Annotated in this window: 26 protein-coding genes and 5 pseudogenes; 9 read left to right on the forward strand and 22 right to left on the reverse strand. The window is 37.0% G+C overall.

Going from position 1 to position 22,932, the window contains the following annotated elements; all coding sequences use genetic code 11:
- Positions 1-158: 158 nt before the first annotated feature.
- Positions 159-518, reverse strand: a complete 360-nt coding sequence (locus tag MFLO_RS00685; protein WP_036095620.1) for an iron chaperone — start codon at positions 516-518, stop codon at positions 159-161.
- A gap of 211 nt (positions 519-729) precedes the next feature.
- Between MFLO_RS00685 and MFLO_RS00690 the strand changes: the two are divergent.
- From MFLO_RS00690 to MFLO_RS00715, 6 genes and pseudogenes are all read left to right on the forward strand, one after another.
- Positions 730-1,030, forward strand: a pseudogene (locus MFLO_RS00690) (PTS sugar transporter subunit IIB).
- A 61-nt stretch (positions 1,031-1,091) separates the two neighbouring features.
- Positions 1,092-2,327, forward strand: a complete 1,236-nt coding sequence (locus tag MFLO_RS00695) for a PTS sugar transporter subunit IIC (RefSeq protein WP_036095622.1) — start codon at positions 1,092-1,094, stop codon at positions 2,325-2,327.
- 32 nt (positions 2,328-2,359) lie between these two features.
- Entirely contained in the window at positions 2,360-2,695 is a 336-nt protein-coding gene (locus MFLO_RS00700; RefSeq protein WP_036095623.1) for a PTS lactose/cellobiose transporter subunit IIA, read from the forward strand.
- Positions 2,692-4,142: pseudogene (locus MFLO_RS00705) on the forward strand (glycoside hydrolase family 1 protein). Before MFLO_RS00700 ends, MFLO_RS00705 begins: the two are co-directional and overlap by 4 nt.
- A gap of 105 nt (positions 4,143-4,247) precedes the next feature.
- A complete protein-coding gene (locus MFLO_RS00710; RefSeq protein WP_036095624.1) occupies positions 4,248-4,469 on the forward strand; it encodes an HTH domain-containing protein in 222 nt (73 codons plus the stop codon).
- Positions 4,438-6,189: a BglG family transcription antiterminator gene (locus MFLO_RS00715; RefSeq protein WP_077913107.1), complete on the forward strand. Its 1,752-nt coding sequence runs from the start codon at positions 4,438-4,440 to the stop codon at positions 6,187-6,189. Before MFLO_RS00710 ends, MFLO_RS00715 begins: the two co-directional genes overlap by 32 nt.
- 26 nt (positions 6,190-6,215) lie before the next feature.
- Here the strand turns inward: MFLO_RS00715 and MFLO_RS14380 are convergent, their stop codons facing one another.
- The 6 genes from MFLO_RS14380 to MFLO_RS16125 all read right to left on the reverse strand — a co-directional run bounded on the left by MFLO_RS14380 (position 6,216) and on the right by MFLO_RS16125 (position 9,070).
- Positions 6,216-6,467 (reverse strand): hypothetical protein, encoded by a 252-nt coding sequence (locus MFLO_RS14380; protein ID WP_051993357.1) that lies wholly within the window; start codon positions 6,465-6,467, stop codon positions 6,216-6,218.
- Complete coding sequence (locus tag MFLO_RS14385; protein WP_051993359.1) at positions 6,454-6,771, reverse strand: hypothetical protein; 318 nt, start codon at positions 6,769-6,771, stop codon at positions 6,454-6,456. The genes MFLO_RS14380 and MFLO_RS14385 overlap by 14 nt, the downstream gene beginning before the upstream one ends.
- Positions 6,765-7,475, reverse strand: coding sequence for an MFS transporter (locus tag MFLO_RS14390; protein ID WP_051993360.1), 711 nt, complete (start codon positions 7,473-7,475; stop codon positions 6,765-6,767). Before MFLO_RS14390 ends, MFLO_RS14385 begins: the two co-directional genes overlap by 7 nt.
- A gap of 670 nt (positions 7,476-8,145) precedes the next feature.
- On the reverse strand, positions 8,146-8,433 hold the full coding sequence (locus tag MFLO_RS00725; protein ID WP_036095982.1) for a DUF1905 domain-containing protein: 288 nt from the start codon (positions 8,431-8,433) through the stop codon (positions 8,146-8,148).
- A 30-nt stretch (positions 8,434-8,463) separates the two neighbouring features.
- Positions 8,464-8,862: a hypothetical protein gene (locus MFLO_RS00730; protein ID WP_241433482.1), complete on the reverse strand. Its 399-nt coding sequence runs from the start codon at positions 8,860-8,862 to the stop codon at positions 8,464-8,466.
- Positions 8,816-9,070, reverse strand: a complete 255-nt coding sequence (locus tag MFLO_RS16125; RefSeq protein WP_241433483.1) for a TetR/AcrR family transcriptional regulator — start codon at positions 9,068-9,070, stop codon at positions 8,816-8,818. The genes MFLO_RS00730 and MFLO_RS16125 overlap by 47 nt, the downstream gene beginning before the upstream one ends.
- A 255-nt stretch (positions 9,071-9,325) precedes the next feature.
- On the opposite strand from MFLO_RS16125, the pseudogene MFLO_RS00735 reads away from it, so the two are divergent.
- Together MFLO_RS00735 and MFLO_RS00740 are read left to right on the forward strand one after the other, a co-directional pair.
- Positions 9,326-10,208: pseudogene (locus tag MFLO_RS00735) on the forward strand (ABC transporter ATP-binding protein).
- A gap of 23 nt (positions 10,209-10,231) precedes the next feature.
- Positions 10,232-11,845, forward strand: a complete 1,614-nt coding sequence (locus tag MFLO_RS00740) for an ABC transporter permease (RefSeq protein WP_036095628.1) — start codon at positions 10,232-10,234, stop codon at positions 11,843-11,845.
- A 141-nt stretch (positions 11,846-11,986) separates the two neighbouring features.
- Here the strand turns inward: MFLO_RS00740 and MFLO_RS00745 are convergent.
- The 4 genes and pseudogenes from MFLO_RS00745 to MFLO_RS00760 form a co-directional block, all read right to left on the reverse strand.
- Positions 11,987-12,370: pseudogene (locus tag MFLO_RS00745) on the reverse strand (hypothetical protein); the annotation flags it as partial.
- 116 nt (positions 12,371-12,486) lie between these two features.
- Positions 12,487-13,209: a hypothetical protein gene (locus MFLO_RS00750; protein ID WP_036095632.1), complete on the reverse strand. Its 723-nt coding sequence runs from the start codon at positions 13,207-13,209 to the stop codon at positions 12,487-12,489.
- Between the two features lie 20 nt (positions 13,210-13,229).
- On the reverse strand, positions 13,230-13,904 hold the full coding sequence (locus MFLO_RS14395; RefSeq protein ID WP_051993361.1) for a TIR domain-containing protein: 675 nt from the start codon (positions 13,902-13,904) through the stop codon (positions 13,230-13,232).
- A gap of 76 nt (positions 13,905-13,980) precedes the next feature.
- Positions 13,981-14,220, reverse strand: a complete 240-nt coding sequence (locus MFLO_RS00760) for a cyclophilin-like fold protein (RefSeq protein ID WP_036095635.1) — start codon at positions 14,218-14,220, stop codon at positions 13,981-13,983.
- Positions 14,221-14,279: 59 nt separating this feature from the next.
- Between MFLO_RS00760 and MFLO_RS15505 the strand changes: the two genes are divergently transcribed.
- Entirely contained in the window at positions 14,280-14,417 is a 138-nt protein-coding gene (locus tag MFLO_RS15505) for a hypothetical protein (RefSeq protein WP_156065801.1), read from the forward strand.
- Between the two features lie 80 nt (positions 14,418-14,497).
- On the opposite strand, the pseudogene MFLO_RS00765 reads toward MFLO_RS15505, so the two are convergent.
- From MFLO_RS00765 to MFLO_RS15905, 11 genes and pseudogenes are all read right to left on the reverse strand, one after another.
- A pseudogene (locus MFLO_RS00765) lies at positions 14,498-15,158 on the reverse strand (DUF998 domain-containing protein).
- A 93-nt stretch (positions 15,159-15,251) separates the two neighbouring features.
- Positions 15,252-16,634, reverse strand: coding sequence for an MATE family efflux transporter (locus tag MFLO_RS00770; RefSeq protein WP_036095640.1), 1,383 nt, complete (start codon positions 16,632-16,634; stop codon positions 15,252-15,254).
- 180 nt (positions 16,635-16,814) lie between these two features.
- Complete coding sequence (locus MFLO_RS16130; RefSeq protein ID WP_241433484.1) at positions 16,815-17,147, reverse strand: MarR family winged helix-turn-helix transcriptional regulator; 333 nt, start codon at positions 17,145-17,147, stop codon at positions 16,815-16,817.
- A gap of 639 nt (positions 17,148-17,786) precedes the next feature.
- Positions 17,787-17,930, reverse strand: coding sequence for a hypothetical protein (locus tag MFLO_RS17320; protein ID WP_479481399.1), 144 nt, complete (start codon positions 17,928-17,930; stop codon positions 17,787-17,789).
- A 166-nt stretch (positions 17,931-18,096) separates the two neighbouring features.
- Positions 18,097-18,246: a GIY-YIG nuclease family protein gene (locus MFLO_RS17090; protein WP_077913123.1), complete on the reverse strand. Its 150-nt coding sequence runs from the start codon at positions 18,244-18,246 to the stop codon at positions 18,097-18,099.
- A 44-nt stretch (positions 18,247-18,290) separates the two neighbouring features.
- Complete coding sequence (locus tag MFLO_RS00780) at positions 18,291-18,758, reverse strand: hypothetical protein (RefSeq protein WP_162148129.1); 468 nt, start codon at positions 18,756-18,758, stop codon at positions 18,291-18,293.
- A 287-nt stretch (positions 18,759-19,045) separates the two neighbouring features.
- A complete protein-coding gene (locus MFLO_RS00790) occupies positions 19,046-19,870 on the reverse strand; it encodes a hypothetical protein (RefSeq protein WP_206538290.1) in 825 nt (274 codons plus the stop codon).
- Positions 19,871-20,070: 200 nt separating this feature from the next.
- The gene (locus MFLO_RS15895; RefSeq protein WP_206538291.1) at positions 20,071-20,496 is read right to left on the reverse strand and encodes an ATP-binding protein; all 426 of its coding nucleotides are present in this window, start codon (positions 20,494-20,496) and stop codon (positions 20,071-20,073) included.
- A 100-nt stretch (positions 20,497-20,596) separates the two neighbouring features.
- Positions 20,597-21,673 carry a helicase HerA domain-containing protein gene (locus tag MFLO_RS00795; RefSeq protein WP_206538292.1) on the reverse strand — a complete coding sequence of 359 codons (1,077 nt, stop codon included), beginning with the start codon at positions 21,671-21,673 and terminating at the stop codon, positions 20,597-20,599.
- A complete protein-coding gene (locus tag MFLO_RS15900; protein ID WP_051993362.1) occupies positions 21,663-22,289 on the reverse strand; it encodes an SIR2 family protein in 627 nt (208 codons plus the stop codon). The genes MFLO_RS00795 and MFLO_RS15900 overlap by 11 nt, the downstream gene beginning before the upstream one ends.
- 93 nt (positions 22,290-22,382) lie before the next feature.
- Positions 22,383-22,904, reverse strand: coding sequence for a hypothetical protein (locus MFLO_RS15905; RefSeq protein ID WP_206538293.1), 522 nt, complete (start codon positions 22,902-22,904; stop codon positions 22,383-22,385).
- Positions 22,905-22,932: the final 28 nt, after the last annotated feature.

Below are 22,932 nucleotides of genomic sequence, written 5' to 3' on the forward strand. Positions count from 1 at the left end.
AAACACACATCAATAATAACATTTTTAAGTATAAAGTTTCATAAAATAGACAAAAACTCAATGAAGAAAATCAGGTTTTTCTCAGCAAAAAAGGCATTTAAAGTCATTAGTCAACTTTTAAACGCCTTTCTTTTTTAATTCTCTTAAAAACGGACTCTTTATTTCTCCTCATTCACCCTCGCCTTCAACCGCAGCATTTCTATGATTTCATCACGCGGAACCTCCTGATCGAATCTAATTTGCATCGTTCCCTTTCCAAGCTTATACCCCTTCGATTCAAGTCTTTCACGCATCTCGTCGCTAAACCCGTCAACTCCCAAACCAAAACTAACATGCTTTTTATAAGCGGCATATCCACCTAATTCCCCGTAATATTTATAAAATGGAACATTATAACTGATTTTTTCTTCTGCATCTGGAAGTGTACTAGTAAACAGCGTTCTAATTTCACTTAGAATCGGACGTGCTTCTTCCGCCGCATTTTGAATATAAGCATCGACAGTCTCTATCTTTCCCATTTATTTAACCTCATTCCATTTTTAGTTTTACCTATTATCTTCTAAGGCCGATCCTTATGCAAGAGTTTAGCCGATTTATTAAGAAAAGTCATCTTTGAACAAGTTTTTGATCAACCCCTGACAAAAAAGTTCCTCCCTCGCGGAACTAAAAAGCTCCCCGCGAAAAAGAAAGCGGTGTCATAATGTAGATATAATGATTAGGGAGGTAACAATAATGAACATTTTACTAATTTGTGGTGGCGGTGCATCAAGTGGATTTATGGCAGCCAATATGAGAAAAGCAGCAAAGAAAAAAAGGCGAGGAACTCACAATAGCTGCACGAAGTGAATCAGAACTTGCAGATCATCTTGACAATACCGATATCCTCTTAATCGGTCCGCATCTCAGTTACATGGAAAATGAAATCAAACAACAAATCCAAGACCGCCCCATCAAAGTAGCGGTTATTCCGCAAAATATCTACGGCCCGCTTGATGGAAATAAAGCTATTGAGCTTGCACTTGGTCTGTAGCAGCACATACCTATAAAAATGGCTCTGATTCTAGACAACACCAAAAAAGGAGGAAACAACCATGCAAAAATTGATGACTTTCATGCAGCAGCGCTTTGCTCCAAAGGTAAATAAAATCACCAAAAATGTATGGATCGCTTCAATTCAAGACGCGGTAATGGGCGTACTGCCTTTCATTCTAGTCGGCTCGCTCATTACGTTACTATCACTTATCAATGAAATAAAACTGATTTTACCCGACTTAACCCTCATCAATTCATTTTCTTTCGGACTTCTTGGGTTATTTGTAGCCTTTTTAATCCCATATAACGTCCTTGATAAAAATAAAATTCACGACAAGAAAGTTATCGCAGGACTCGCTTCGATTGCCCTCTATCTAATGGTCATCATGCCGGTCATTAACGAAAATGGTCAGTTTGTTGTCGCATTTGATCGTTTCGGGGCTGGAGGCATGTTCGTTTCGATCATCGTTGGGCTCTTTGTAGGAATTATCATGCTATTATTCTCCAAGTTTTCGTTTTTCAGCAAAGAATCTTCACTTCCAGATTTCATCATTGTTTGGTTTGACACACTTATCCCAATCGCACTTTTACTTGCAGTTGGATGGATTTTCATGAAGTTCAATATTGATTTCTTTGATATTATCGTTACTTTATTAGACCCGCTACAAAATATCGGTCAAAGCTTCATCGGATTTGTTTTGATTTGCTTCTTGATGGCTTTCCTTTACTCATTCGGTATCAGTACTTGGGTGCTCAATCCAATCATTTTCCCCATCATGGTAAAAGGAATTGCCGATAATGCCGCGTTAGCATCCCAAGGTCTTGATCCCGTTAATATCAATACGCAAGAAGTCGTATACACTGGCTGGGTTGCCTTCGGAGGAATTGGATACACTTTACCGCTTGGTATCCTGCTGCTGTTTGCCGCATCATCGCGGTTAAAAGCAATTGGGCGTGCCACCATTGTTCCGTCGATCTTTAACATCAATGAACCCATCGTATTTGGAGCTCCAATCGTATTTAACCCGATGTTAATGATTCCATTTTGGATTAACGGACTTGTCATGCCGATCATCACTTACCTTGTCCTCCATCTCGGCTGGGTCTCCATCCCAGCAAAAGCATTCCAGTTATGGTATCTGCCTTATCCGATTTCTACCTATCTTGTAAACGGTGATTGGCGTGGTATCATCTTATTCCTTGCGATGGCGGCATTGTCCTTTTTGATTTGGTATCCGTTCTTCAAAGTCTATGATAATCAAGAATTAAAACAAGAAAAAGAAGCTTCCCTATAAATAAAAAAACGTTCGAATGAGGAGAATGAATTATGACCGATCATATTAACGAAATTTCAATGAAAATTATTTTACACGCCGGCGATGCTCGCAAATTAATCATGGATGCGCTGAGAGAGGTTGAGGGAGGTCAATTTACCGACGCCGAACAAAAACTTGTCCAAGCTAAACAAGACATCGTTTTAGCCCATAAAGCTCAAACCGAAACCATTCAAAAAGAAGCATCGGGTGAAAGGCAAGAGTTTTCCCTTCTCTTCGCTCACGCTCAGGACACGCTGATGACAGTTTCGAGCGAACACAATATCGCTAGCCAATTAATTCAGCTTTTTAAAAGCTTTAACGCCAGATTGGAGGAACTCGAAAAATGATGAAGGAATTTCCAAAAGATTTTTTATGGGGCGGCGCTGTTGCCGCCAACCAATTTGAAGGTGCATGGAATATAGATGGGAAAGGAATTTCCCAAGATGATGTCGTTCCTTATGTCGATCTAAAAAAAGCCACAGATATTCCGCTATTCGACAGCCGAGCGATGATTGAAAAAGGGCTAACAGATACCGCAGAAATCTATCCAAAACGCTTCGGCATCGACTTTTATCATACATATCAAGAGGACATAAAGCTCTTCCGCGAACTCGGGATGAATTCTTTCCGCACTTCGATTGCCTGGACGCGTATTTTCCCAACCGGAGAAGAAGAAACGCCTAATGAAGCAGGACTTGCTTTCTATGACGCGCTGTTCGACGAGTGCCTCAAAAATGGGTTAGAGCCTATTGTGACGCTGTCGCATTATGAAATGCCGCTAAACTTGATTTTGCATCATGGCGGCTGGTCAAATCGCAAAACAATCGATGCTTTCGTCAAATTTTCCGAAACCGTGCTGCGCCGCTATCAAGATAAAGTAAAATACTGGATTATTTTCAACCAAATTAACTCAGGTTTAACCGATGCCTATTTATCACTTGGATTAATTAAAGATGAGCATCCAAATATTGAACAAAGCAAGTTTCAAAGCTTGCATCACCAACTAGTTGCAAATGCCAAAGTAGTAAAACTTGGCAAAGAAATCAATCCGTCCATGCAAATGGGTTCGATGAATTATGATATGACAGCTTACCCGGCTACGCCAAAACCGGAAGACGTACTTGGAACAATTGAAAATGACGATGCACAGCTGTATTTATCGGATGTCATGATTTTTGGTGAATACAGCAAAACGATGCAGCGCTATTTTGCTGAACATGATCTAGCACTCGAAATAACAGATGAAGACCGCGAAGTACTGCAGAAAAACACGATTGACTTTCTTGCAATCAGCTATTACTTAACGACGGTACGGAGCAGTGAAATGCCAAATATTTTAGATCAAATCGCTTGGAATATGAACGAAACATCACGCAATCCCTATCTTGAAACATCAGAGTGGGGCTGGCAGATTGACCCAGTGGGACTGAGAATTGCACTCCGGAAACTGAACTTGCGCTATCGCAATTTTCCAATTTTGATTGCTGAAAACGGCATCGGCTACCGCGATCAACTGGAAAACGGCAAAATCCAAGATGATTATCGGATTGATTATTTGCGCAACCATTTGAACCAGCTGCGCGAAGCCATAAATGACGGTGTTCAAGTAATCGGATATCAGCCATGGTCACCAATTGACATTATCAGTGCTGGAACATCCGAAATGGAAAAGCGCTATGGCTTCATTTATGTGGATCAAGATAATCATGGGGTCGGGTCAAAAAAAACGGATCAAAAAAGGCAAGCTTTGATTGGTATAAAAAAGTGATTGAAAGCGACGGCAAGTTATTATAAGCTTAACAAAGTCGGCCCGAGAACTCACTTCAGTCAAACTGAGGGAATAAAGTATTCCCTCAGTTTGATCCTACCCGCAAATGCTCTACAAGGAGAGAACATATCATGGCAAATGAGAACAAAAAACGCTTGATGGAATTTCTTGCAAGTCAAGAAAACTGGGTAAAGGCTCTCGAAATCGGGGCCTATTTAGGCATATCAGAACGAATGGTAAGAAAGTACATCAAATTGATTAATGAAGAATCTGGCCACTCAATTCTTTCTTCGCATTTAGGTTATAAATTAGCCACAGCACTTGTTCTCCCCAAAAAAAGAAAACGTTCCTGAAACACCACTCGAGCGCGTTCACTTTATTTTGTATCAACTTCTCATTCAAGAAAAAGAAGAACTGCATCTGACTTTCTTTTCGGAACGGCTATTTGTTTCAGAACTTACGCTGAAAAAAGATATGAAGGAAGCACAAAACTTGCTTCTCAGCTACGATCTCAAAATTGTTCAGCACAAAAACTTCTATACGATTACTGGAAACGAAAAAAACAAGCGTTCGTTAATGAGCCAATTGCTGTTTGAAGAAACTCAAAAGAGATCATTTGATGTAGCAGCAATCAGCGAACTTACTGCACAACTCGGTATCAGTCTTGAAACCATTCAAAAACTGGTACTTGATGAAATCGATGATAGTAATGTATTTATCAACGAGATTTCTCTCAATAATATTTATTTGCATCTTCTAGTGGCAATATATCGCCAGCGCAAAAAACATACTATTTCAATGCCCTTTCATGAAGACAAAATCGCTCAAACAGCAGAGTACCGTATCTCAGAAAACTTGGCGCGTTCGCTTGAAAATGAATTTGAAATTCAGGTGAGTGCTGCGGAAGTATACTATTTAGCTCTTGTTTTTATCGGCAATAATATTCTCATGCAATCGGCTGATTTGTCATTATCCGAATTAAAAAGCTATATTGAGCCCGAATATATTGAGTTAGTGCGTAAAATTATCCGAGACGTTTACAATTTGTATTACATTGATTTTTCCGACGAAGAATTTCTTGTACGTTTCATTGTCCATTTGAAGAACTTAACCATTCGCACTGAATATGACCATTTCACGAAAAACCCGTTGGCTCCTGAAATCAAACACTCCTATCCGCTCATTTATGATATCTCCGTTTTTATTGCAAGTGAAATTGCAGCACACACAGATGCCTTTATCCCCGAAGGTGAAATTGCATTTATCGCGCTTCATCTTGGTTCTTATTTGGAAAGCAAAACCAAGCAGAAAAAGCGACTCAATGCGATGCTAATTGCTCCAAATTATCAAGGTATTGATTATCTATTATCCAAGAAAATCACAGAACAATTCGGCGATCGTCTGCTGATTCGCCGAGTTGTCCAAAGCCTCTCAAGCACAGAATATTTGAAGGAGAATATTGATTTTGTCATCACAACAGCTGACTTGCTTATTCAGCCGCATTCACCGGTGATAAAGATTCATCCGTTCATCAAAAATGAAGATTATAAAAAGATTGAACAAACCGTATCGCGTCTTCTGAAAGAAAGACAGCGCACACACTTAAAAAGCTACCTTGACTGGTATTTTCCAAAAGATTTATTTTTTTACAATACAGGTTTGACTAAACAAGATGAACTTATTCATTTTTTGGTAGAAAGACTGGTTAAAAAAGGTTACGCAGAGCCGAATTTTGAGCAACAAATTTGGGAGCGCGAAAAGCTATCTTCAACAGCTTTCGGAAACCGTGTCGCGATGCCTCATACGTTAAAACACAGCGCAAACAAAACCCGAATCGCTATCATCGTTGAGCCAAAACCAATCAATTGGGATGTTTCCCGCGTCCAGTTTATTTGTTTAATTGCAACGCACGAAAAGGATAAACAAACATTCGGACCCCTTTTCCAAGCCTTTATTTCTGTTTTAAGCGATGCTGAAAATGTCGCCGAACTCGTTCAAATGAAAACTTATGATGCTTTTAGCGAAACACTGCTCAAGCTCTTAGACAACGAAGCCGATATGTATTTGGAGTAAAAAAACCGGGCAGCCGCCCGGTTTTTTTATAAATCATTGGTTTGGAGATTTACTTTGAATACGAGCGGGTAAAATAGAGCAATCAGCAGAATACAAATTCCCGCTGCTCCGAAAAGAAGATAGCTACTAAGGACATCGAACAAGCCAGAAAAACATAAGATGCCGATCGGTGCTAGTAATTGTGCGCCAGTATTCATAATATGAAAAACCCGACCTTGATACTGACTTGGAATTTCTTGCGTCAGCCAAACGGTTACAGGAACATTAATGTGCGTCATCAAGATACCTGCTAAAAAAATTAAAAGCCGCAATCCCGATCACAAAATAAAGTTTTGCAAGCGGAAATGCTAATAATAATCCGAGTAGGAATAGCAAGATTCCCATTATATTTATCATTTTCCATGAATGGAAAAGCGGAAATTGGATCGACTTTCTGACTGATAGCCAAATAGCGGATGCAATCATCCCAACAGAAAAGATGGCTTCTGTCATTCCATAGACATTATTTGAAAAGTGCAGTATTTGAATTTGAACAAATGGTAGTCCGACGATGATAATGCCAAAAACGAAATTAATCAGCATGGAGAAAAATAAAGCAAAAACAAGTTTGCTACTCTTTTTAATAAAAACAAGCCCTTCACTGAACATTTTTTAAAAACAGACTGCGGCTCATCATTCGTATAATCTGCGTCAGGCACGCCGGTCAGGCGAAAATCTATATTAAGAATAATGGCAACTGTCAGCAGCTCAATTCCGATTTCGAGTAGTACTAAGATGGTAAGCGGCAAGATATCAAATAACACTGCACCTAAAAGCGGCGCAAAAATTGCAGCAAGCGAACTGATCATCTGCTGAAATGATTTGAGCTTTTGTATATCATCCTCAACCACAATATGAACAACAGAGGCTGTAAAAGCAGTTGTCAAAAACTGGTCAGAAATACGCAAACAGATGAGAAGTAAATACGTATAAATCAAGTGGCTAAATCCTTGATAATAAAGCACAAATACATACACCGTCAAACTAAAAACACTGAGGAGTTGTGCATAAACTACAATTTTTTTACGCTCAAATCGATCAATGATACTACCGGTAATCGGCAGTAAAACAAGCGCGACCACAGGGCCAATTACCTGCGAAATTCCAAAACTAAATGCCGAATTCGTCTCCCGCAAAATGAGAAGTCCAATAATAAACGTAAGAACCCCACTGCCTAAATTTCCCGTTATTCCACTGAGTATCACCTTGAAAATTTGTTTTTTCGACTCTTGTGCTAGACTATTCATGCTGGTTATCCTCCTGTTGTTTATCTCTGAATATCTGTATTGCCATTATTTTCTAAAAATTTACCTTATTATATACCAATCAGTATTTTTCAGCAAGCGTGTTCTTAGCTATCTCGCCCACTCCTAAGCCCTTAATTATTGTATGGAATTAGTTAAAAACTGGTATTCTGAAAATTTTTTTTATTGGGCTATAAACTTCCGAATCAGTTATAAACTTTCAATTTGATTGTCAGCTTCATGAAAATCAATACGCGATTTCTACTTTTCAAACCTTATTTCGTAGTTTTTATCGCCTTTTCGAGGCACTCTGCTGATGATATTAATTGCGAGTGTCGTCTACCTTTTCAGCAGCGTTATCGTAGCTCGCGAGAGGAGGTGTATCAAATGACACTATTATTTTCTTATATCGTAGCTCCCATCATAACAGGATGTCCAGCAGTTCTTTTCAAGTATCTACTGAACAGACGGTGGTCTTAATAAGCCGCACAACTTGAAGTTACAAAAAATCCCCCCTTTTGGTATCGACAAAAGGGGGGAAATTGGGTGTTCAAATGCCACTATTTTCTTACCCTGAAATTGCCACATCCCCCCCCCTCTCGTCAACTAAAACCATTCTTCTCAAAAAAACAGCTTGATGAGCACTTTTGCCCGCCAAGCTGCCCTAGCAAATTTATTCCCGCTCCTCAAGCTCCACATGAACTGAATCACCAATCTCCTTGTGAATTTGATCCCGAATCTTCTTTCGGATACCCAAAATATAGCAAACGGATCCATCAGCATTTTTTACATCCATATTCACAATGCTGCCTTCATACAGAATACCATCAAAAGAAGCTATGACTTTCACGCGCCCCTTGCCGAATTCTTCCCTAAGATCATAAGGAAAAATCACATACGCACCGCCTTTTCCAATTTCAGCTGCATAAATTTTCGAGTCAAACTCATACGTTTTAGCCATTTCTTGGCCGTCCTTTCTTCCCAAATTACCTTATCCATCTTGACGGCTTGGTGCAATACCTTTGATCATGACGTCCGTCCATTCTGCTGTATATGGTAAAATTTTGTCGTAGATTTGTGGATTTGAAATTCCTTCAATTAGTGCTTGGAAAAACAGCATTAAAAACTCATCTGAATACTTTAAGTCCACTTTGCCTTCTTTTCTTCCGCGATGAAAAATATCTAGCATAATACTGAAACTTTCCTTGGTATATTGTTCCATCAGCCGTGATAAATGCTGATCGTCTTTTCTCGTGTAATAACTCATCAAATCCATGTAAAACTGCTGGTTTGTTCGCTCTAAAAAATTGATTTTGTTTTGACTCATCGCAATCAATGTCTCTTCAAATGGTAGATTTCTTGCCATAATTGCTTTCGTTGACTCGCCCATTTCTTCCATAAAGCCTAAAAAAAACGGCTCGAATCAAATTTTCTTTGCTACCAAAATATTTAAAGATGGTCGCTTTGCTAATGCCTGATTCGCGTACAACTGCATCAACTGTAAGTCCATCCGCTCCTTCTGCCGAATTCATGATATCAAAAGCTGCAGCCAGAATCTGCTTTTTCTTCTCCAAACTGCGTTTTTCAAATCCATTCATTTCAATTCAACCTTTCGCTATCAAAAATAAACTATTGATATAAAAATAGTTCAAATTCGTTTCTTTTTTCATTATAGCGGGTATTTTATGAACTATCAAGCGGAATTACGCATTTTAAATTCCATTGACAAACGAATCTGGATGTTCTATTATTGACCTGAAATATAAAAAAGAGTTTATAAAATAGATATTTGACTTACTTTTGAACTATATACAATTAATAATTCTATTTTATACCAAAGGAGTATCGAAATCATGACTGAGATCGTAAAAGTGGAGCATTTACAAAAGAAGTTTGGCAAATTTCAAGCTTTATCCGATGTTTCCTTTACCGTGCGCTCGGGAGAAGTCCTTGGTTTCATCGGTCCAAACGGCGCCGGCAAATCAACCACCATCCGCGCCCTTCTTGGTATCATTCACAGCGATGGCGGCGAGGCTGAAATCTTCGGAAAAGATGTTTGGAAAGACAGTCTTGAAATCCATAAGCGGATTTCTTATGTACCTGGCGATGTTGCTCTTTGGGGTAGTTTAACCGGCGGAGAGATCATTGATTTGTTTATGAAACTTCACGGCAGCGGAGATAAGGCAAAGCGGGATGAACTTATCCAAAAATTTGAACTTGATCCGAAGAAAAAAAGCGAAAAATTATTCGAAAGGAAATCGGCAGAAAGTCGGTCTAATCGCTGCGCTTTCAGTTGAATCTGATCTCTATATTTTCGACGAACCAACTTCTGGGCTTGATCCGCTCATGGAAGCCGTTTTCCAAGCGGAAGTGGAAAAAATCAAGCAAGACGGAAAAGCCGTCATTTTATCCTCGCATATTTTGAGCGAAGTGGAGCGGCTGGCGGACACGATTGCGATCATTCGCCAAGGGAAGGTTGTGGAAACTGGTACGCTTGCTGAACTGCAACATTTAACGCGTTCGACAATTACTGTTGAAACGAAGGAAAATGTTGCTCCGCTCGCAAATCTCAGCGGCATTCATGATTTTGTTCAAAAAGACAACCAAGCCACTTTTTCTGCTGACAACGAAGTAATGAATGAGGTTTTGGCAGCTGCATCGAAGCTTGATGTAGTCAAATTTGAATCCGTTCCACCGACGCTCGAAGATTTATTTATGCGGCACTATGAATCGTAAGTACGGCAGGAGGAGGGGTTATCATGAATGAACGTACGGCACGTTGGAATATTTTATTTTTACAATATCTGAAACGCGACTGGAAAAAAATTATTTTTTGGATCGCAGGACTTGGATTGTTTTCGGGCGCTTTTGTTCCAGCTTTTAAGGAAATCGCAAAGGGTTCCGGCTTAATCGGTATGTTTGAAACGATGCGTAATCCAGCAATGATTGCGATGGTCGGTCCAACTTCGATCACTCATGCAGCAGATTACACGATTGGTGCGATGTACGCACAAGAAATGCTACTATTTTGCGGCTTATTTGCCGCGATTATTTCAAGTTTACACGTTATTGGTCACACGCGAAAAGAAGAAGATTTAGGCTTGACGGAACTTGTACGTTCTTTTAGCGTTGGTCGCCAAGCAAACTCAATTGCCGTTATGCTTGAAACCTTGCTGATTAACATCTTGTTAGGACTTGTAATCGGCGGGATTATGACAAGTTTTCAAGTTGATACAATTACCGCGGAAGGCGCCTTTCTGTTCGGTCTTTCAATCGCAGGAGCTGGCATACTCGGTGCTGTAATTGCCTTATTTTGTGCACAAATTATGCCTTCTTCATCTGGCGCAACTGGGGCGGCTCTTTCGCTTTTAGGGTTGCTGTACATTTTGCGTGCAAGTACCGATACGACTAATGTGGATTTATCCACATTTAATCCCATGAGTTGGACGTATCTTACCTACCCTTTTACTGAAAATCACTGGTTCTTGCTTATTTTTCAGTTGATTTTTGGGCTTGTGATCGTGTTGTTGTCATTTTGGCTTGAAGGAAAGCGCGACATGGGGGACGGTTATTTGCCGCAAAGAGAAGGCCGTGCACACGCGAAACGCTTTCTTCTTTCAGTTCCTGGGCTATTATTTAAACTAAATAAAGGAACCATTTTCGGCTGGCTCGTCGGTTTTATCGTGATGGGCGCTGCTTACGGTTCCATATATGGTGATATGCAGTCCTTTCTTAAAGGAAACGACCTTATCAAGCAAATGTTCAGCCACTCGCACGTCTCGCTCGAAGAATCCTTTACGAGCACCATTATCATTGTGATGATTTCACTTTCGGCGATTTTACCCATAGCGATCGTCAACAAATTGTATAGCGAAGAAGTACACAGACGGTTCAGTCAACTGTTCTCGACCAAAGTAACCCGCGCCAAAATTTACTGGACAGGGATGATATTAGCGACTTTAGCTGGGACGACGGCGATTTTGTTCAGCTCAGCCAGTCTTGGTGGGGCGGCTATTTCCTCGATGGGTGGAAGCTCTAAGATGGCATTTCCCGACTTTTTCGCAGCCGGATTCAACTTCTTTCCTGCCGTTTTATTCTTCATTGGACTTGCGGGCTTTTTCCTCGGCTGGCTTCCAAAATTCGGGAAAATCGGTTACATCTATCTGGGGTATTCCTTTATGCTGAACTATTTCGGTGGCATCCTTAATTTACCTAACTGGTTCGCCAAAACCGCAATCCAAACCTGGTTCCCGCGCTTACCAGTTGATCAATTTGACTTGGCGACTTTTCTTACGATCACAGCGATAAGTGTTGCCTTGCTAATCCTCGGCTATTTCGGCTATAAACGTCGCGATTTATCAGAAGGCGCATAAAAAACCCGTTTCTTTTTCTTATTCTAGAAAAAGAAACAGGTTTTTAATTATTTTTCTAAATTTCTAGTGAACTTCAAAATACAGTTAGCGGTGCAGTACGGATTATACGATCTTATTGCCATATTGTTAAATATCATTCACTTAATCGATATTTATGTCTATCTCCTTGAGTTTCTTTATAATCTGGAGTTGCTCAATAGTTGATGAACGTTCGAACTTAGTAGGTGAATAGGCATCTGCCTCAGACATGATTTTCCTAAAATTTTCTTCCTCATCAAAACTAAAATATACCTCTGCTAGCGTTGCACAAATCCAGTAACAATCATTTCTTTTATCAAAATCTATTTCGTTCCTCAGATTTATACATACCTCTTTAGTTTTATTTCTTACTTTAATCGCAACCTGACTATTTAACTCATAATCCTCAATCTGCGCAAGAAAATCGAGCAACAATGCTAGATTAATACCCATATAATAATCCTCACCCAACACATAGCCTTTCAAATAAAATTTGATAGCATTTACTAAGTACTTTTTTTTCCTGCGTTAATTTGAATAGTCGCTTCTGTATGCTCCCGGCAATCCCCAATGTTTCAATGTTTGTATTTTCTTTAAGAACTAGAGATTTATTTAGAAAACTACTAGCTTTTTTTATATCGTTTTAGTTCATCTATTGTTGCATTTTTATAGATAGACAAGCACATTTTTTGAACTAAAAACTCATTTTTCTCAATTTTGATAGCTTCTGCAAATTCTTTTTCCGCTGTAGCATAGTCTTCATTTTCCAAGGCGCGATTCCCAGTATCAATTCTCGTTTTTAAAGATACCCTTCCATCCATATCACTATTCTCTTTTTCGATAATTCTATCATACTTCGGGGGAGTAACTCGTAATAGGGAATAAAAAGGACTATCCACTCTTTTAGTTTGTCTCACTTCTATAACAATATCTTTTAACTTTTCGATCAATTCTTCCACTAACTCTTTCTTGTAGTGTAGGGAAAGGTTTTTATAAGAAAAGAATGCAACATGATTAACATCAAAAGGATAATCAAAATCATCATTTGCAATCAAAATAGTTGAAAATTGCTTGACAGCGTGACGAACTCCAAGTTCATAGATGGCATTCGGATTGCTAGTTGATAAATCAGCAATAACAAGGTCAGCACCTAACAAATGCTCATACATAGGAACATCAATCAAGCTCGAATGTTTAATTTCATCAGCTCGCACGCACTTCAAACCCGCCCTTGTAACAGCAGGTTTGATTAAGTAATTATATACATAATCTAAATCAACTTTTTTTCCAGTATGTAAGTCAGTCTTTACCCCGAACCCCATAATTACAAAACATGTATTCTGCATACCTCTGTCCCCCCCTAAAGTTATATCATCTCGCTCAATTTTTCAAAAACTTCATCCACTTTTTTCTCATAGACTAAATTAGATAATCCATTCATATCAGAAGGCTTTTCAAGGCCTTGTTTAGAGATACAAATAACCTTTTCACGCCCTATTTTCCCAAAAAAATAACCAATTTCAAAAATCACATTTTGACGAGCTCTTTCCTCAAAACTTAATAACCCGCTGCCTTTTATCTCTGTTCCCCAATCATCCGCCGTTAATAACGCTATAGCTTTATTGACCCCTGAATAATATTCGACTTTTTCTATAAACGAAAGATTATTGTTATCAATATCTTTAATTAAAATAGGAATTTTTTTAATCATCTTCATCATTCGGACTAATTGCTCAACGTCAGGACTATGTCCATGAATAATGAAAACATATCGCTCTAACTCTTCTTGGCACTTCTCCTTTGCATGTTCAACATCTCGAATAAAGTCTTTAAAACGGACTTCAAACATTCTTCCATCATTTTTTCCATTTGAGATAAAAAACTTATTTCCCTCAATACCCGCTTTTTGTTTCGCTTCATTTAGATCTGCTACCTTTTGAAATATGTAATTACGTCTCTCTTTAACAAGAGTATCTTTTCCAAGAATAATCTCTGCGCAACTGATATTAAACTCCATTAAGCTTTCAATTTTCTCTCTCATTTTTATTCCTCCCGCACTTTACTTTTCAAAAACTATAAGCCGATTTCTACAATAGATTCTCTCATCCCATTATATTTCAGATCGAAAATTCAGTCAATAAATAGTCTATTACAATGTGGCATTCGACTACGAGCACTTCCATCCGGCAAATCGGCAAGTGATTAATTACAGAGTTCATTTCCCTTCCAATATAAACTAACTGCTCCGAAAACGCTTGTTCTAAGTAAAAAATCTTTTCTGATTGATGAAACTTCTCTATTTTCAAACTAAACGGCAATCTCTGCATGAAACTGCGACTGACTTCATTCCTCTCCAATCAAGCTTTGTTACCACATGCACCTTGTCCTCCTGCTCCGCGCTCGGATTGTGAATACAATGGGAACAGAGTTGCGTTTTATTCCACTTGATCCGCCTCTTTCGACAAGTCTCAATTTGATTTGGAAGAAGAATCAAGTGCATTCAAATGCGGCGAGCGCGTTTTTACGCCAGTTGCGAAAGAAGATCAAAAGCTAAAATTCATGTATGCATAGAAAAAAAAAGCAGGAATCAAATAAAATTTGGAACTCCTGCTTTTTACTTAGCCAATCTTTCTTCTAATTCTCATTCAATCTCCGCCGCACTCTTCTTAGTTGCCTAATCGCAAACACAGCTATTGGAATATAATTAAACAAAAAGCTGACTCGTTGCCAAAACCCAAGCGCGGAAAGGGCTTCGAGATTGCGTACACCTGGGATACGCGCAAGGCCATAAACAGCCGCAAAAATTAAGCTTGCTATCAGCAATCTGAGATATATTTTACTTTCTGTTTCATTTCCACTTGTTCGATAAAGTAAGAATAAAATGAGCGGAAATAGTAAAAAGCCAGCATAACCTAAGCCCGATCCAATGTTATGCACCCAAGTTGATAAATTCCATCCGGCTTGTTCAGTATCCACACTGAAAAGTCCTGTAAAAATACAGTCGCCAATTCCGTAAAAGCCGATTGCCCAAACTGTCATCCATGCCCAGAACCGCGAAAATGGCTTGAGTGAACAAAAAATTGCCGGAAGGGACAAACAGTAAAACACTCCGGCAATAACCGACCAAATTAGAAAGGCACTGCGAACTGGACTTCCGACATCGCCAAACAGGCTGATAACGCTCTTCATTTGGTTCAGTTCCGGATAAAATAGACCTAATACATATGGCGTTAAAAAGTCGCCAATCACTGCGATTAATAAAAAAAGAAAAACCGTATTTTCGTAAAATCTTCAATGTATCCATCCCCACTTTTTCATGTATCATTCACCATGACTTATTGTAATTGATTCTACTACTTCTACGGTCTTGCTGTCTAGCGCAGACAAATTATGCGGTTTGAGAGGATGAATCGCTCGGATTTTCAACGATCAACCGATTATTATTTAGCTTCACAAGATACGGGATCATCATCAGGATACCCGCTACGAAGGCAATGCCTTCTGTAATTGTCATCGACCAAATCAAGCCGGTCAAACCGAAATAATAATGGAGTACGATCACAACAGGAATGAATAAAACCCCTTGAATGATGGCCATCACTCCCGTTTGAGCGCCTTGTCCGGATGCTTCAAAAATTCCGGTAAATAAACCTGAAAAGCCGTTAAAAACCGAAGAAATTAATTGTGCGGTTAAGATCATCAGCCCAGCTTGAATCACCGCCTGATCGTTCGTAAACAAATTTAATACGGGTACACGGAACAAATAAACAAGAACGGCAAACACGATGGAAATCCCGCCAATCCAAAGCGTTAGCTCTTTCAAAGCAGCCTTTAAACGCGTTGTATTCTTTGAAGCAAAACTATAGGCAAAAAGTGGAATTGCACCTAAAAATAAACCCATCGTTAAAAATTCAGGCAACTGGGTAATCCGCAGTGCTATCCCAAAGCTAGCTACTACATTATTACCATATTCAACGGCAAAATTATTCAGCAAAAGCGTTGTAACAATCATAAAGCCAGATTTGAAAATTTCCGCGATACCAATTTTATAGATCTCAAATTGATCTTTTATTTTTAATTGAAAGTGTTTCATAAAACCTCTAAGCGATTCGCTTCTTGTCTCCAAAAACCACACATAGTAAATAATCGAAGCTATATTCGCAATCACAATCGAAAGTGCCGCCCCAATAACATGAAGATTCAAAACTAAAATCAATAGAATATCGAACATAATACTTACCGCAACGCTGATAAACATTCCATACATCGATTCTTTTGAGGCTCCTTCAGAACGAACCAGCTGTTCGAGAGCAAAATTCAAAATCAAACTAAAACCGCCGAGAAATAATACCGCCGAATATTGTTTCGTATATAAAATCGTGCCGGCATCAGCCCCAAGCAAGTGAACAAACGGCGTTAAAAAGAAACACATGACAATTCCAAGCAAAATACCGATAATGATGCTCATGTAAAACGAGTATCCAGCCACATTTTTTCCTTTCTCCTGCTCGCCACTTCCTAGCAATCTAGTGATAAACGTTCCGCCTCCGACTCCAAATAGATTTCCAACGGCCATAAGAATAATCGTGATTGGAAGTCCCAAAGTAATCGCTGACATCATATTTGTATCATGAATTAAACCGATAAAAAAAGCATTAATCAGATTGTAAATCGTCGTCGCAGAAATCCCAATCATCATCGGAATCGATAAATGCGCAATCGCCTTTCGTATCGGAGCTTCTTTTAAATAATAAATATTTGATTTTCCCATCCTCGTAACCTTCTTTTCTATTAATAAGATACCGTACAATTAGACATCTAACATTAAAAGTAGACGAAGCCAAAACTGGCTGTCCTACCTCACAAACTCTGATCGATTTTTTTTTTAGAAGCCGCATAAATTCTGTGCGTTCATCCTCAGTCAAGCCTTGTAAAAGTTGCTTTTCCGAGTCTACAAAAACCTGATTAATCTGATCGACAATCTCCCTGCCTTTTTGCAGTGCATAAATTCTTTTTTTTGCCGTTCATTATTTGCAGGAATGCGGCGCTCGATATAGCCTCTACTTTCCAGTCCCTGTAACAAACTTGTGATGCTCGCACCTCTGCGCTGAAAGGCATCTGCTAAGTCCTTTTGAATCAACCCCCGTTCCTCGTGATCAATAATATAGGCAATCGCACGTGCTTGTTGAGGCGTGACCTCCAATTCTTTCAGTTTCCGCTCCGAATCCCATCTCGCTTTATTCATGATCGAGCGAAAAAGATTGGATACCGGTGTTTCATCCATTTGCTCCACTTCCTTTTAAGTTAGAGTTCTAATTGTTCGCTATCAATATACTACTTTTATTTTCGTCTGTCAACCAAAATCCTGCATTTAACCAGCAAAAAAGCTGTACAAATTTTCAAGTATAGCTTGGCGTATCTAATAAAATTCTCGCACTTCTTTTATTTATGATAGGGTTCTCCATATCGTAAGTGAATGATATTTGGGTAATCCTATAGCAACTATCATTTCTTCGATTTTTTACTCTGAGTTCTTATCACCAAAAAACACATATACGATAAAGTAATAATAACCTCAGATTATTTCTTTACCACTAGTTACTGTTCTTCCTGTAGTCCGCATAAAATTATTGAATTCATACCCCAACTATTCCTCTGAAAAAAAAATAATTAAAATCCTGACTGCTGCTTCTTTTTTGAAATAGTTCATATGCTTTTATATCATTCATCACTATTAACTCTCCACCCCTTACTTTTTAACATCCAACAGTTTCATTAAATTAATAGTGCTTGCATAAGAATCTGTCTCAATTGTCCCTTGTTTATATATTGTACTTTTTCATAACAAAGCAGTTGTTTAGCTTTATAAGTTTTTAATATACACTGCTACTTTTTTAGGATTACAGTGTTGTCTATATTTTCTCTATGGATTCTTGCTAATTCCTAAATAGTATCGATACTGTTCCAACAGTATACAATAAAGAAACTTGTCTTCCAAGTTCATCAGATAATAGGTATCTAAAGAGGCTATTATCTGCTTTAGTATGTTTTTTAAAATTTTAATAATTTAGTTCGTATTATATCAGGGTCACAGTCAGAGAAAAAACCACTCCGTACATGTTGTCAATCATATTTTTTCATACAATCTATCGTTAGTTTATTTTCAACAATTTCAGCTTCATAATATTCTAGTTGTCCATTTTCTATTGTTTTTATCAACTCTATAGGCCTATTTAATTGTGTCCAATCAGAACCTTTTCCTTTAAAAAATGTTTTTTCAATCTATTATCTAATTGTATTGTCTGACCGATATAATAACTGTTGTTTTCCTGTTTTAATACGTAAAGCGTTCTAACTCTGTTATCTAAAATTTTTTCCCAAATCTTTGAATGTCCTCGTTGATAAACATGTTATTTGCACAGTTTTTCTATTCCCAAATATATATATTTATATCTTTCCCCTTCAAATCCTTGAAATTAAACTCTAATTTATCTGGATCGCTATCTATCAAACTAAACATCTTTATTTTCACTTTATTATCTACACTCAACGATTTTACTAACCTTAATAATTCCTGACTTATACCTATGATTTTTAGATTTCCACTTTCATCTAGCAAGATTGTTTCAAGATATTTTTCCGCAAAGTATTTACTTTCAAAAAGATAAATTCTCTTTCCGAAAAGTTGTTCTGCGGTATTGACCTGTTTTTTATTAACAGTGATACCCCAAAAAGGTTCCCCTATAGTCTTAGAATTCGGAACCAAAAACTCTTCATTTACTCCAGAAATATATCCATCTAAATCATCCAAGCCCAAAATCTTTATTCCAACATCATTAGCTGCAGTTTGTGCACCACTTTGAAAATTTTGCATTTTTCGAGATAAATATTCCATTGAGCTTTCCAACATTCTTTATTTTCTTTTCAAATACATACATCTCTGCTTTTTCAATAGCTTTACTAGCGTAATTCTTACACTCAATAGCTACTCTATATCTATAACCAAAGTATTCATATTCATATACAACATCAAATTGTTCATCAAGCCCATTGCGTCCCCTCAGTTTTACATCTCTAGTAATAGAAGCATTTATTCGCTCATTTTTTGCTATCATCTCAAAAATTTTTTTTGATTATTTATTTCAAACTCTTGTCCTTTTATATGTGCTTTACTCAAAATTTTCATCCTCTCCAATAAAACTTAATTATATCCTCGTTTGAAATAGGATAATAATTATTAGAAATTCTATTAGCTTCCATAAACTCCGGAAACACAATTAAGAAATTTGAACTTATATTACTCATTGTTTTTGTTATTCTCGATAACACTATCAGATGTTCTTGGGACACTCCAAAAACACACCATTTTTTGCTCAATAATTCCTCAACACGTTTTTGAGCTTGTTTTTTTGATAAAAACAAAACAAGTTTATTATTTTGTTGATAGTAATTACCAGTAGTTCTTCCGTCCTCAATAATCTCCATAATAGTCCAAAACGGATCCCCCACTGTAGTTTTTTCTACTTTTGGACCATTGGGAAGTAATGTTTTAAGCTGCATGACAACATACATACTTACTTCTTTAAAATAATCAAAATATTTCAACTCTACATTTATTTTTTTGGACAATAGTAATGCTTCCTCTGATACCGAACCATTATAATATATAATCGCTTTTGAAAAATGATATAAATCATTCCTTATATTCGCTAGTTTTTCTATATCATCTCCTATTACTTCCCGATTTGAAACAGTCTCTACAATCGTTCTTTCCTTATTTCCCATTTGCTCAAACTCAAAGTATATTTCGATAATGCGTGGTCTTGATTTCCCTTCAACCTTATAATTTTCTTCTAACACAAATGTTCCTAGCCTTTCTATATTTGCAGTTGCTCTTAAACTTGAAACAACATTTGTATGTAATCCAGGATTGTCCGGATCATTTTCAAGTTCTTGTCTCATACGATTCTCAAAATTTCTCAAAAACTCATTATTATCCTTACTCATTTTTCTCCCTTCAATGCTCAAATAATTTGTTTGAATACAAAATACACTAATCATTCTCCTTAATGATTAGTCTTCATAAGGGTCCTTATAATTTGACCTATGATGTTTAGCCAATAATTCAAGCCTATTACTACATTAAACACTAACAATCTACCATTCTATTTCATCTTATAGTAGTATCAATTCTGTGTTCGATCCTACTATAAGATTGGAGTGCTATTCTTGTGATTTCTATTGCTTTTTATAAATCTAACATGAATATCTTGAATTAAGTTAATACTTGTCAATATTGCTTCTCCCTGATTTAAATTCTGAACCTGAGAAAGAGTATGGGGTTTCACTTGATTCTGTATTGCCTTCAACTCTTCAGAATGTGTTAATCTATGAACAATCAATGTGCCTACTTGACCAAGTAAAATCTCAGGCACGTCTTTAGGATTCTGTGTAGTCAAAAATAGAAATACTCCTTTTTTTCTACCTTCACGTGCAATTATTGTTAGTCCTGTTTGATATTCCTGATTAGATTTCATATATCGATGCACTTCATCAATGTACATGACAAAAGGCTTGGTTATTTCTTTTATATCTTTATTAATTAAATAATTACAAATTAAATCAATAATCATTGAGCCTATTCCATCTGATGTTGCAATTTTTGAAGCATCTATATAGAGAGAACGCTCGTCTGATAAAAAAGTATCAATTCTTGCCAGTAAATCTGTATCTTCATTTGCTACAAAAAAAATTTTCTAGCGTTGAATTTTCCAGTACATGCTGAACTTTCTCAAGTAACCAATTATTTGTATTGACATTGAATGAACTTGATGTGTATGTAGTTCCATTTTTACTCAGTTGCACCGCCTCTGCATGAATCTGATTAGGCAACAGTGTCAAATCAAAGTCAACATCTTGGGGAGTTACAGTTGAAATTTTATCATCTATTTCAACTACTGACTGATTATCTTTAACCAGAATACAAGTCTGATTTTCCTTTTTTTGATAACGAAGGGAACGTATCGCCTTGCTTAAGGTTGCTCCTTGTGTGTTTTCGTTGGTTTCAAAAATTTTCTCCCATTGACTCATTAGGACTTTACCAACTGACAAGGTAGCATCCACTCCAAGCGTTAATTTCTTTACGTTTTCTTCCGTAAAGCAACCTTTATATTCTCCTGTTGGATCTATCAACAATACTTTTTTCCCAGAAGTTATAAGTTTATCCAAAATAGACAAAGCTGAAGTTGATTTACCAGAGTTGGTTGTACCAACCGCCATCAGATGCCTATCAAATAGAGTATTAGCTTGTAGATTAAGATATTCAGCATCAAAATTCCCTATCTCTGCTAAACTTTCTAATAATTCTTGTCCCTCATAGTTATTAACTTCAATAGAGGTAAGATATATTTGAATCAATTCTCTATTAGCTATATATACTTTATCAGTAATCCCAGCCGTTTTAAATCCAGGTAACTTAAATTTTTCATCACTACCTAGTAAACCTACAATATCAATACTTATCTCTGGAAAAACTTGTTCCTTCTTTTCATCACTTTTTGATTTATGAAGGCTATCTGTTCCTAAAACTTTTGATTGATAGATCTCACCTAGAAATAATCCATAAGCTGAATCAATCACTACAAAAAAATTAATAGTATTCGGAACTAAAAACTCATGTTTTATTTTACGATTACTCAAAAGAGAAAGATTTTCGACTTGCAGAACTATACTACTTCTGTAAACTTGACTTATCATACCAAGATAAAAATTATTTTTGTCTATATTAGGATAATAGCTATCAATGTTCATTGTCTCCTCCTAAATAATCTGTCAGTCTGTCATTCATTGTTGCTTGTAAAAAGGCAATTTGATAAGCTTTTGCTTGCATTCTTACTAATTCATTCCAATTTTCATTAGGATTTTCAGGTTCAATATCATAATCAGTAGCAAGAACATGTAAGCTACCATTTGATTTAATAGCTTGTAAAATCATCCTTGAAATATGGTTATCTGCGAAAGAAAATCCTGAGGTAATTAGCAAAGTATTACTTCTTTTTAAGAGCTCTTGAAATTTTGTAAACAGTTCAAAATAGGGTTCTTGATATGATTGAGCATATTTATCGGAACTTGGAAATACCATTACTGGATTCTTAACGATATTCTTTGGTTTGCGGATGATATTTTTTTCAGTTGAACTTAATTCCCATGTAAGCGATCCATGCATTTTTAAGAGATTAATAACTTTAGACATATACTCAACTTCTTGGGTTCTAATATTTGGCACATCTTTAATGAGATGCCAATCAAACATTGAAGCATCAAATATAGCGGATTGAGCAAACTTGAAACCATCTAAGACAGTAAAACCTTCTTTATTTGCAGAGTCTTCTATCAAAATATCATAGTTTGTAGTAATTATATTCAACTTTTGTTCTTTTTTTTGTCAACTTAGAAAGTATATTCAAGAACTTATCATGCTTAAACTTTTCAGTATCATAATCGTAGCTAGTTGCTTTAATTATTTCTTGAAATATAGCTCTTTTGGAATTATCAAACTTTTTTTTTTGTCACACTCTGGAACAAATTTTTCATAGGACAGAAGATTTGACAAGAAATCTTCTAGATTAAAGTTATCTGTTACTTTTTCATCAGTTACAGATTCACTAGGGTATTGTACCATTTCCACTAGATCTTTGAGGGAAAGAACTATAGACTCTCTTCCATCTAACTTATAGCTCCCACTTTTCAATGAAAAAAGTATTTCCTCTGCAATCATCTGTACAGTATGACCATAGTTCTTATCTGGTTTCCCATCGGCTCCTGTTATGACAGAGGCTCCTGCACCAATAAGACAAACAATATTATCAAACCGATTATTTACCCACCCTGATACAGCTGACTTAATTTCTCTATCAAATTGTAGATCGTCATAGCCTTCTTTACCATCCTCAGATTTCAGCTCTTCCTCATTTTTATAATATGTATTTTCTTCTTTAGATAAAGTTATATTTCCAGACTTAAAATAATTCTTCCTACTCATCATCCATACCCCACTTTAGATTTCTATT

Source organism: Listeria floridensis FSL S10-1187 (assembly GCF_000525875.1).
Taxonomy (GTDB): Bacteria; Bacillota; Bacilli; order Lactobacillales; family Listeriaceae; genus Listeria; species Listeria floridensis.

Excerpts from the sequence above, each read along its gene's own strand:
- MFLO_RS16130 (WP_241433484.1), bottom strand. The coding sequence starts at position 17,147 with ATGGATGAAACACCGGTATCCAATCTTTTTCGCTCGATCATGAATAAA.
- MFLO_RS00770 (WP_036095640.1), bottom strand. The coding sequence starts at position 16,634 with ATGGGAAAATCAAATATTTATTATTTAAAAGAAGCTCCGATACGAAAG.
- MFLO_RS15895 (WP_206538291.1), bottom strand. The coding sequence starts at position 20,496 with ATGATTATTGATTTAATTTGTAATTATTTAATTAATAAAGATATAAAA.
- MFLO_RS15905 (WP_206538293.1), bottom strand. The coding sequence starts at position 22,904 with ATGAGTAGGAAGAATTATTTTAAGTCTGGAAATATAACTTTATCTAAA.
- MFLO_RS00710 (WP_036095624.1), top strand. The coding sequence starts at position 4,248 with ATGGCAAATGAGAACAAAAAACGCTTGATGGAATTTCTTGCAAGTCAA.
- MFLO_RS00725 (WP_036095982.1), bottom strand. The coding sequence starts at position 8,433 with ATGGCTAAAACGTATGAGTTTGACTCGAAAATTTATGCAGCTGAAATT.
- MFLO_RS00685 (WP_036095620.1), bottom strand. The coding sequence starts at position 518 with ATGGGAAAGATAGAGACTGTCGATGCTTATATTCAAAATGCGGCGGAA.
- MFLO_RS00795 (WP_206538292.1), bottom strand. The coding sequence starts at position 21,673 with ATGAACATTGATAGCTATTATCCTAATATAGACAAAAATAATTTTTAT.
- MFLO_RS14385 (WP_051993359.1), bottom strand. The coding sequence starts at position 6,771 with ATGCTGATTAATTTCGTTTTTGGCATTATCATCGTCGGACTACCATTT.
- MFLO_RS16125 (WP_241433483.1), bottom strand. The coding sequence starts at position 9,070 with ATGAATGGATTTGAAAAACGCAGTTTGGAGAAGAAAAAGCAGATTCTG.
- MFLO_RS00740 (WP_036095628.1), top strand. The coding sequence starts at position 10,232 with ATGAATGAACGTACGGCACGTTGGAATATTTTATTTTTACAATATCTG.
- MFLO_RS00790 (WP_206538290.1), bottom strand. The coding sequence starts at position 19,870 with ATGAGTAAGGATAATAATGAGTTTTTGAGAAATTTTGAGAATCGTATG.
- MFLO_RS00700 (WP_036095623.1), top strand. The coding sequence starts at position 2,360 with ATGACCGATCATATTAACGAAATTTCAATGAAAATTATTTTACACGCC.
- MFLO_RS00695 (WP_036095622.1), top strand. The coding sequence starts at position 1,092 with ATGCAAAAATTGATGACTTTCATGCAGCAGCGCTTTGCTCCAAAGGTA.
- MFLO_RS00750 (WP_036095632.1), bottom strand. The coding sequence starts at position 13,209 with ATGCAGAATACATGTTTTGTAATTATGGGGTTCGGGGTAAAGACTGAC.
- MFLO_RS15505 (WP_156065801.1), top strand. The coding sequence starts at position 14,280 with ATGGGAACAGAGTTGCGTTTTATTCCACTTGATCCGCCTCTTTCGACA.
- MFLO_RS00730 (WP_241433482.1), bottom strand. The coding sequence starts at position 8,862 with ATGGGCGAGTCAACGAAAGCAATTATGGCAAGAAATCTACCATTTGAA.
- MFLO_RS14390 (WP_051993360.1), bottom strand. The coding sequence starts at position 7,475 with ATGAATAGTCTAGCACAAGAGTCGAAAAAACAAATTTTCAAGGTGATA.
- MFLO_RS00780 (WP_162148129.1), bottom strand. The coding sequence starts at position 18,758 with ATGGAATATTTATCTCGAAAAATGCAAAATTTTCAAAGTGGTGCACAA.
- MFLO_RS14380 (WP_051993357.1), bottom strand. The coding sequence starts at position 6,467 with ATGACGCACATTAATGTTCCTGTAACCGTTTGGCTGACGCAAGAAATT.
- MFLO_RS14395 (WP_051993361.1), bottom strand. The coding sequence starts at position 13,904 with ATGAGAGAGAAAATTGAAAGCTTAATGGAGTTTAATATCAGTTGCGCA.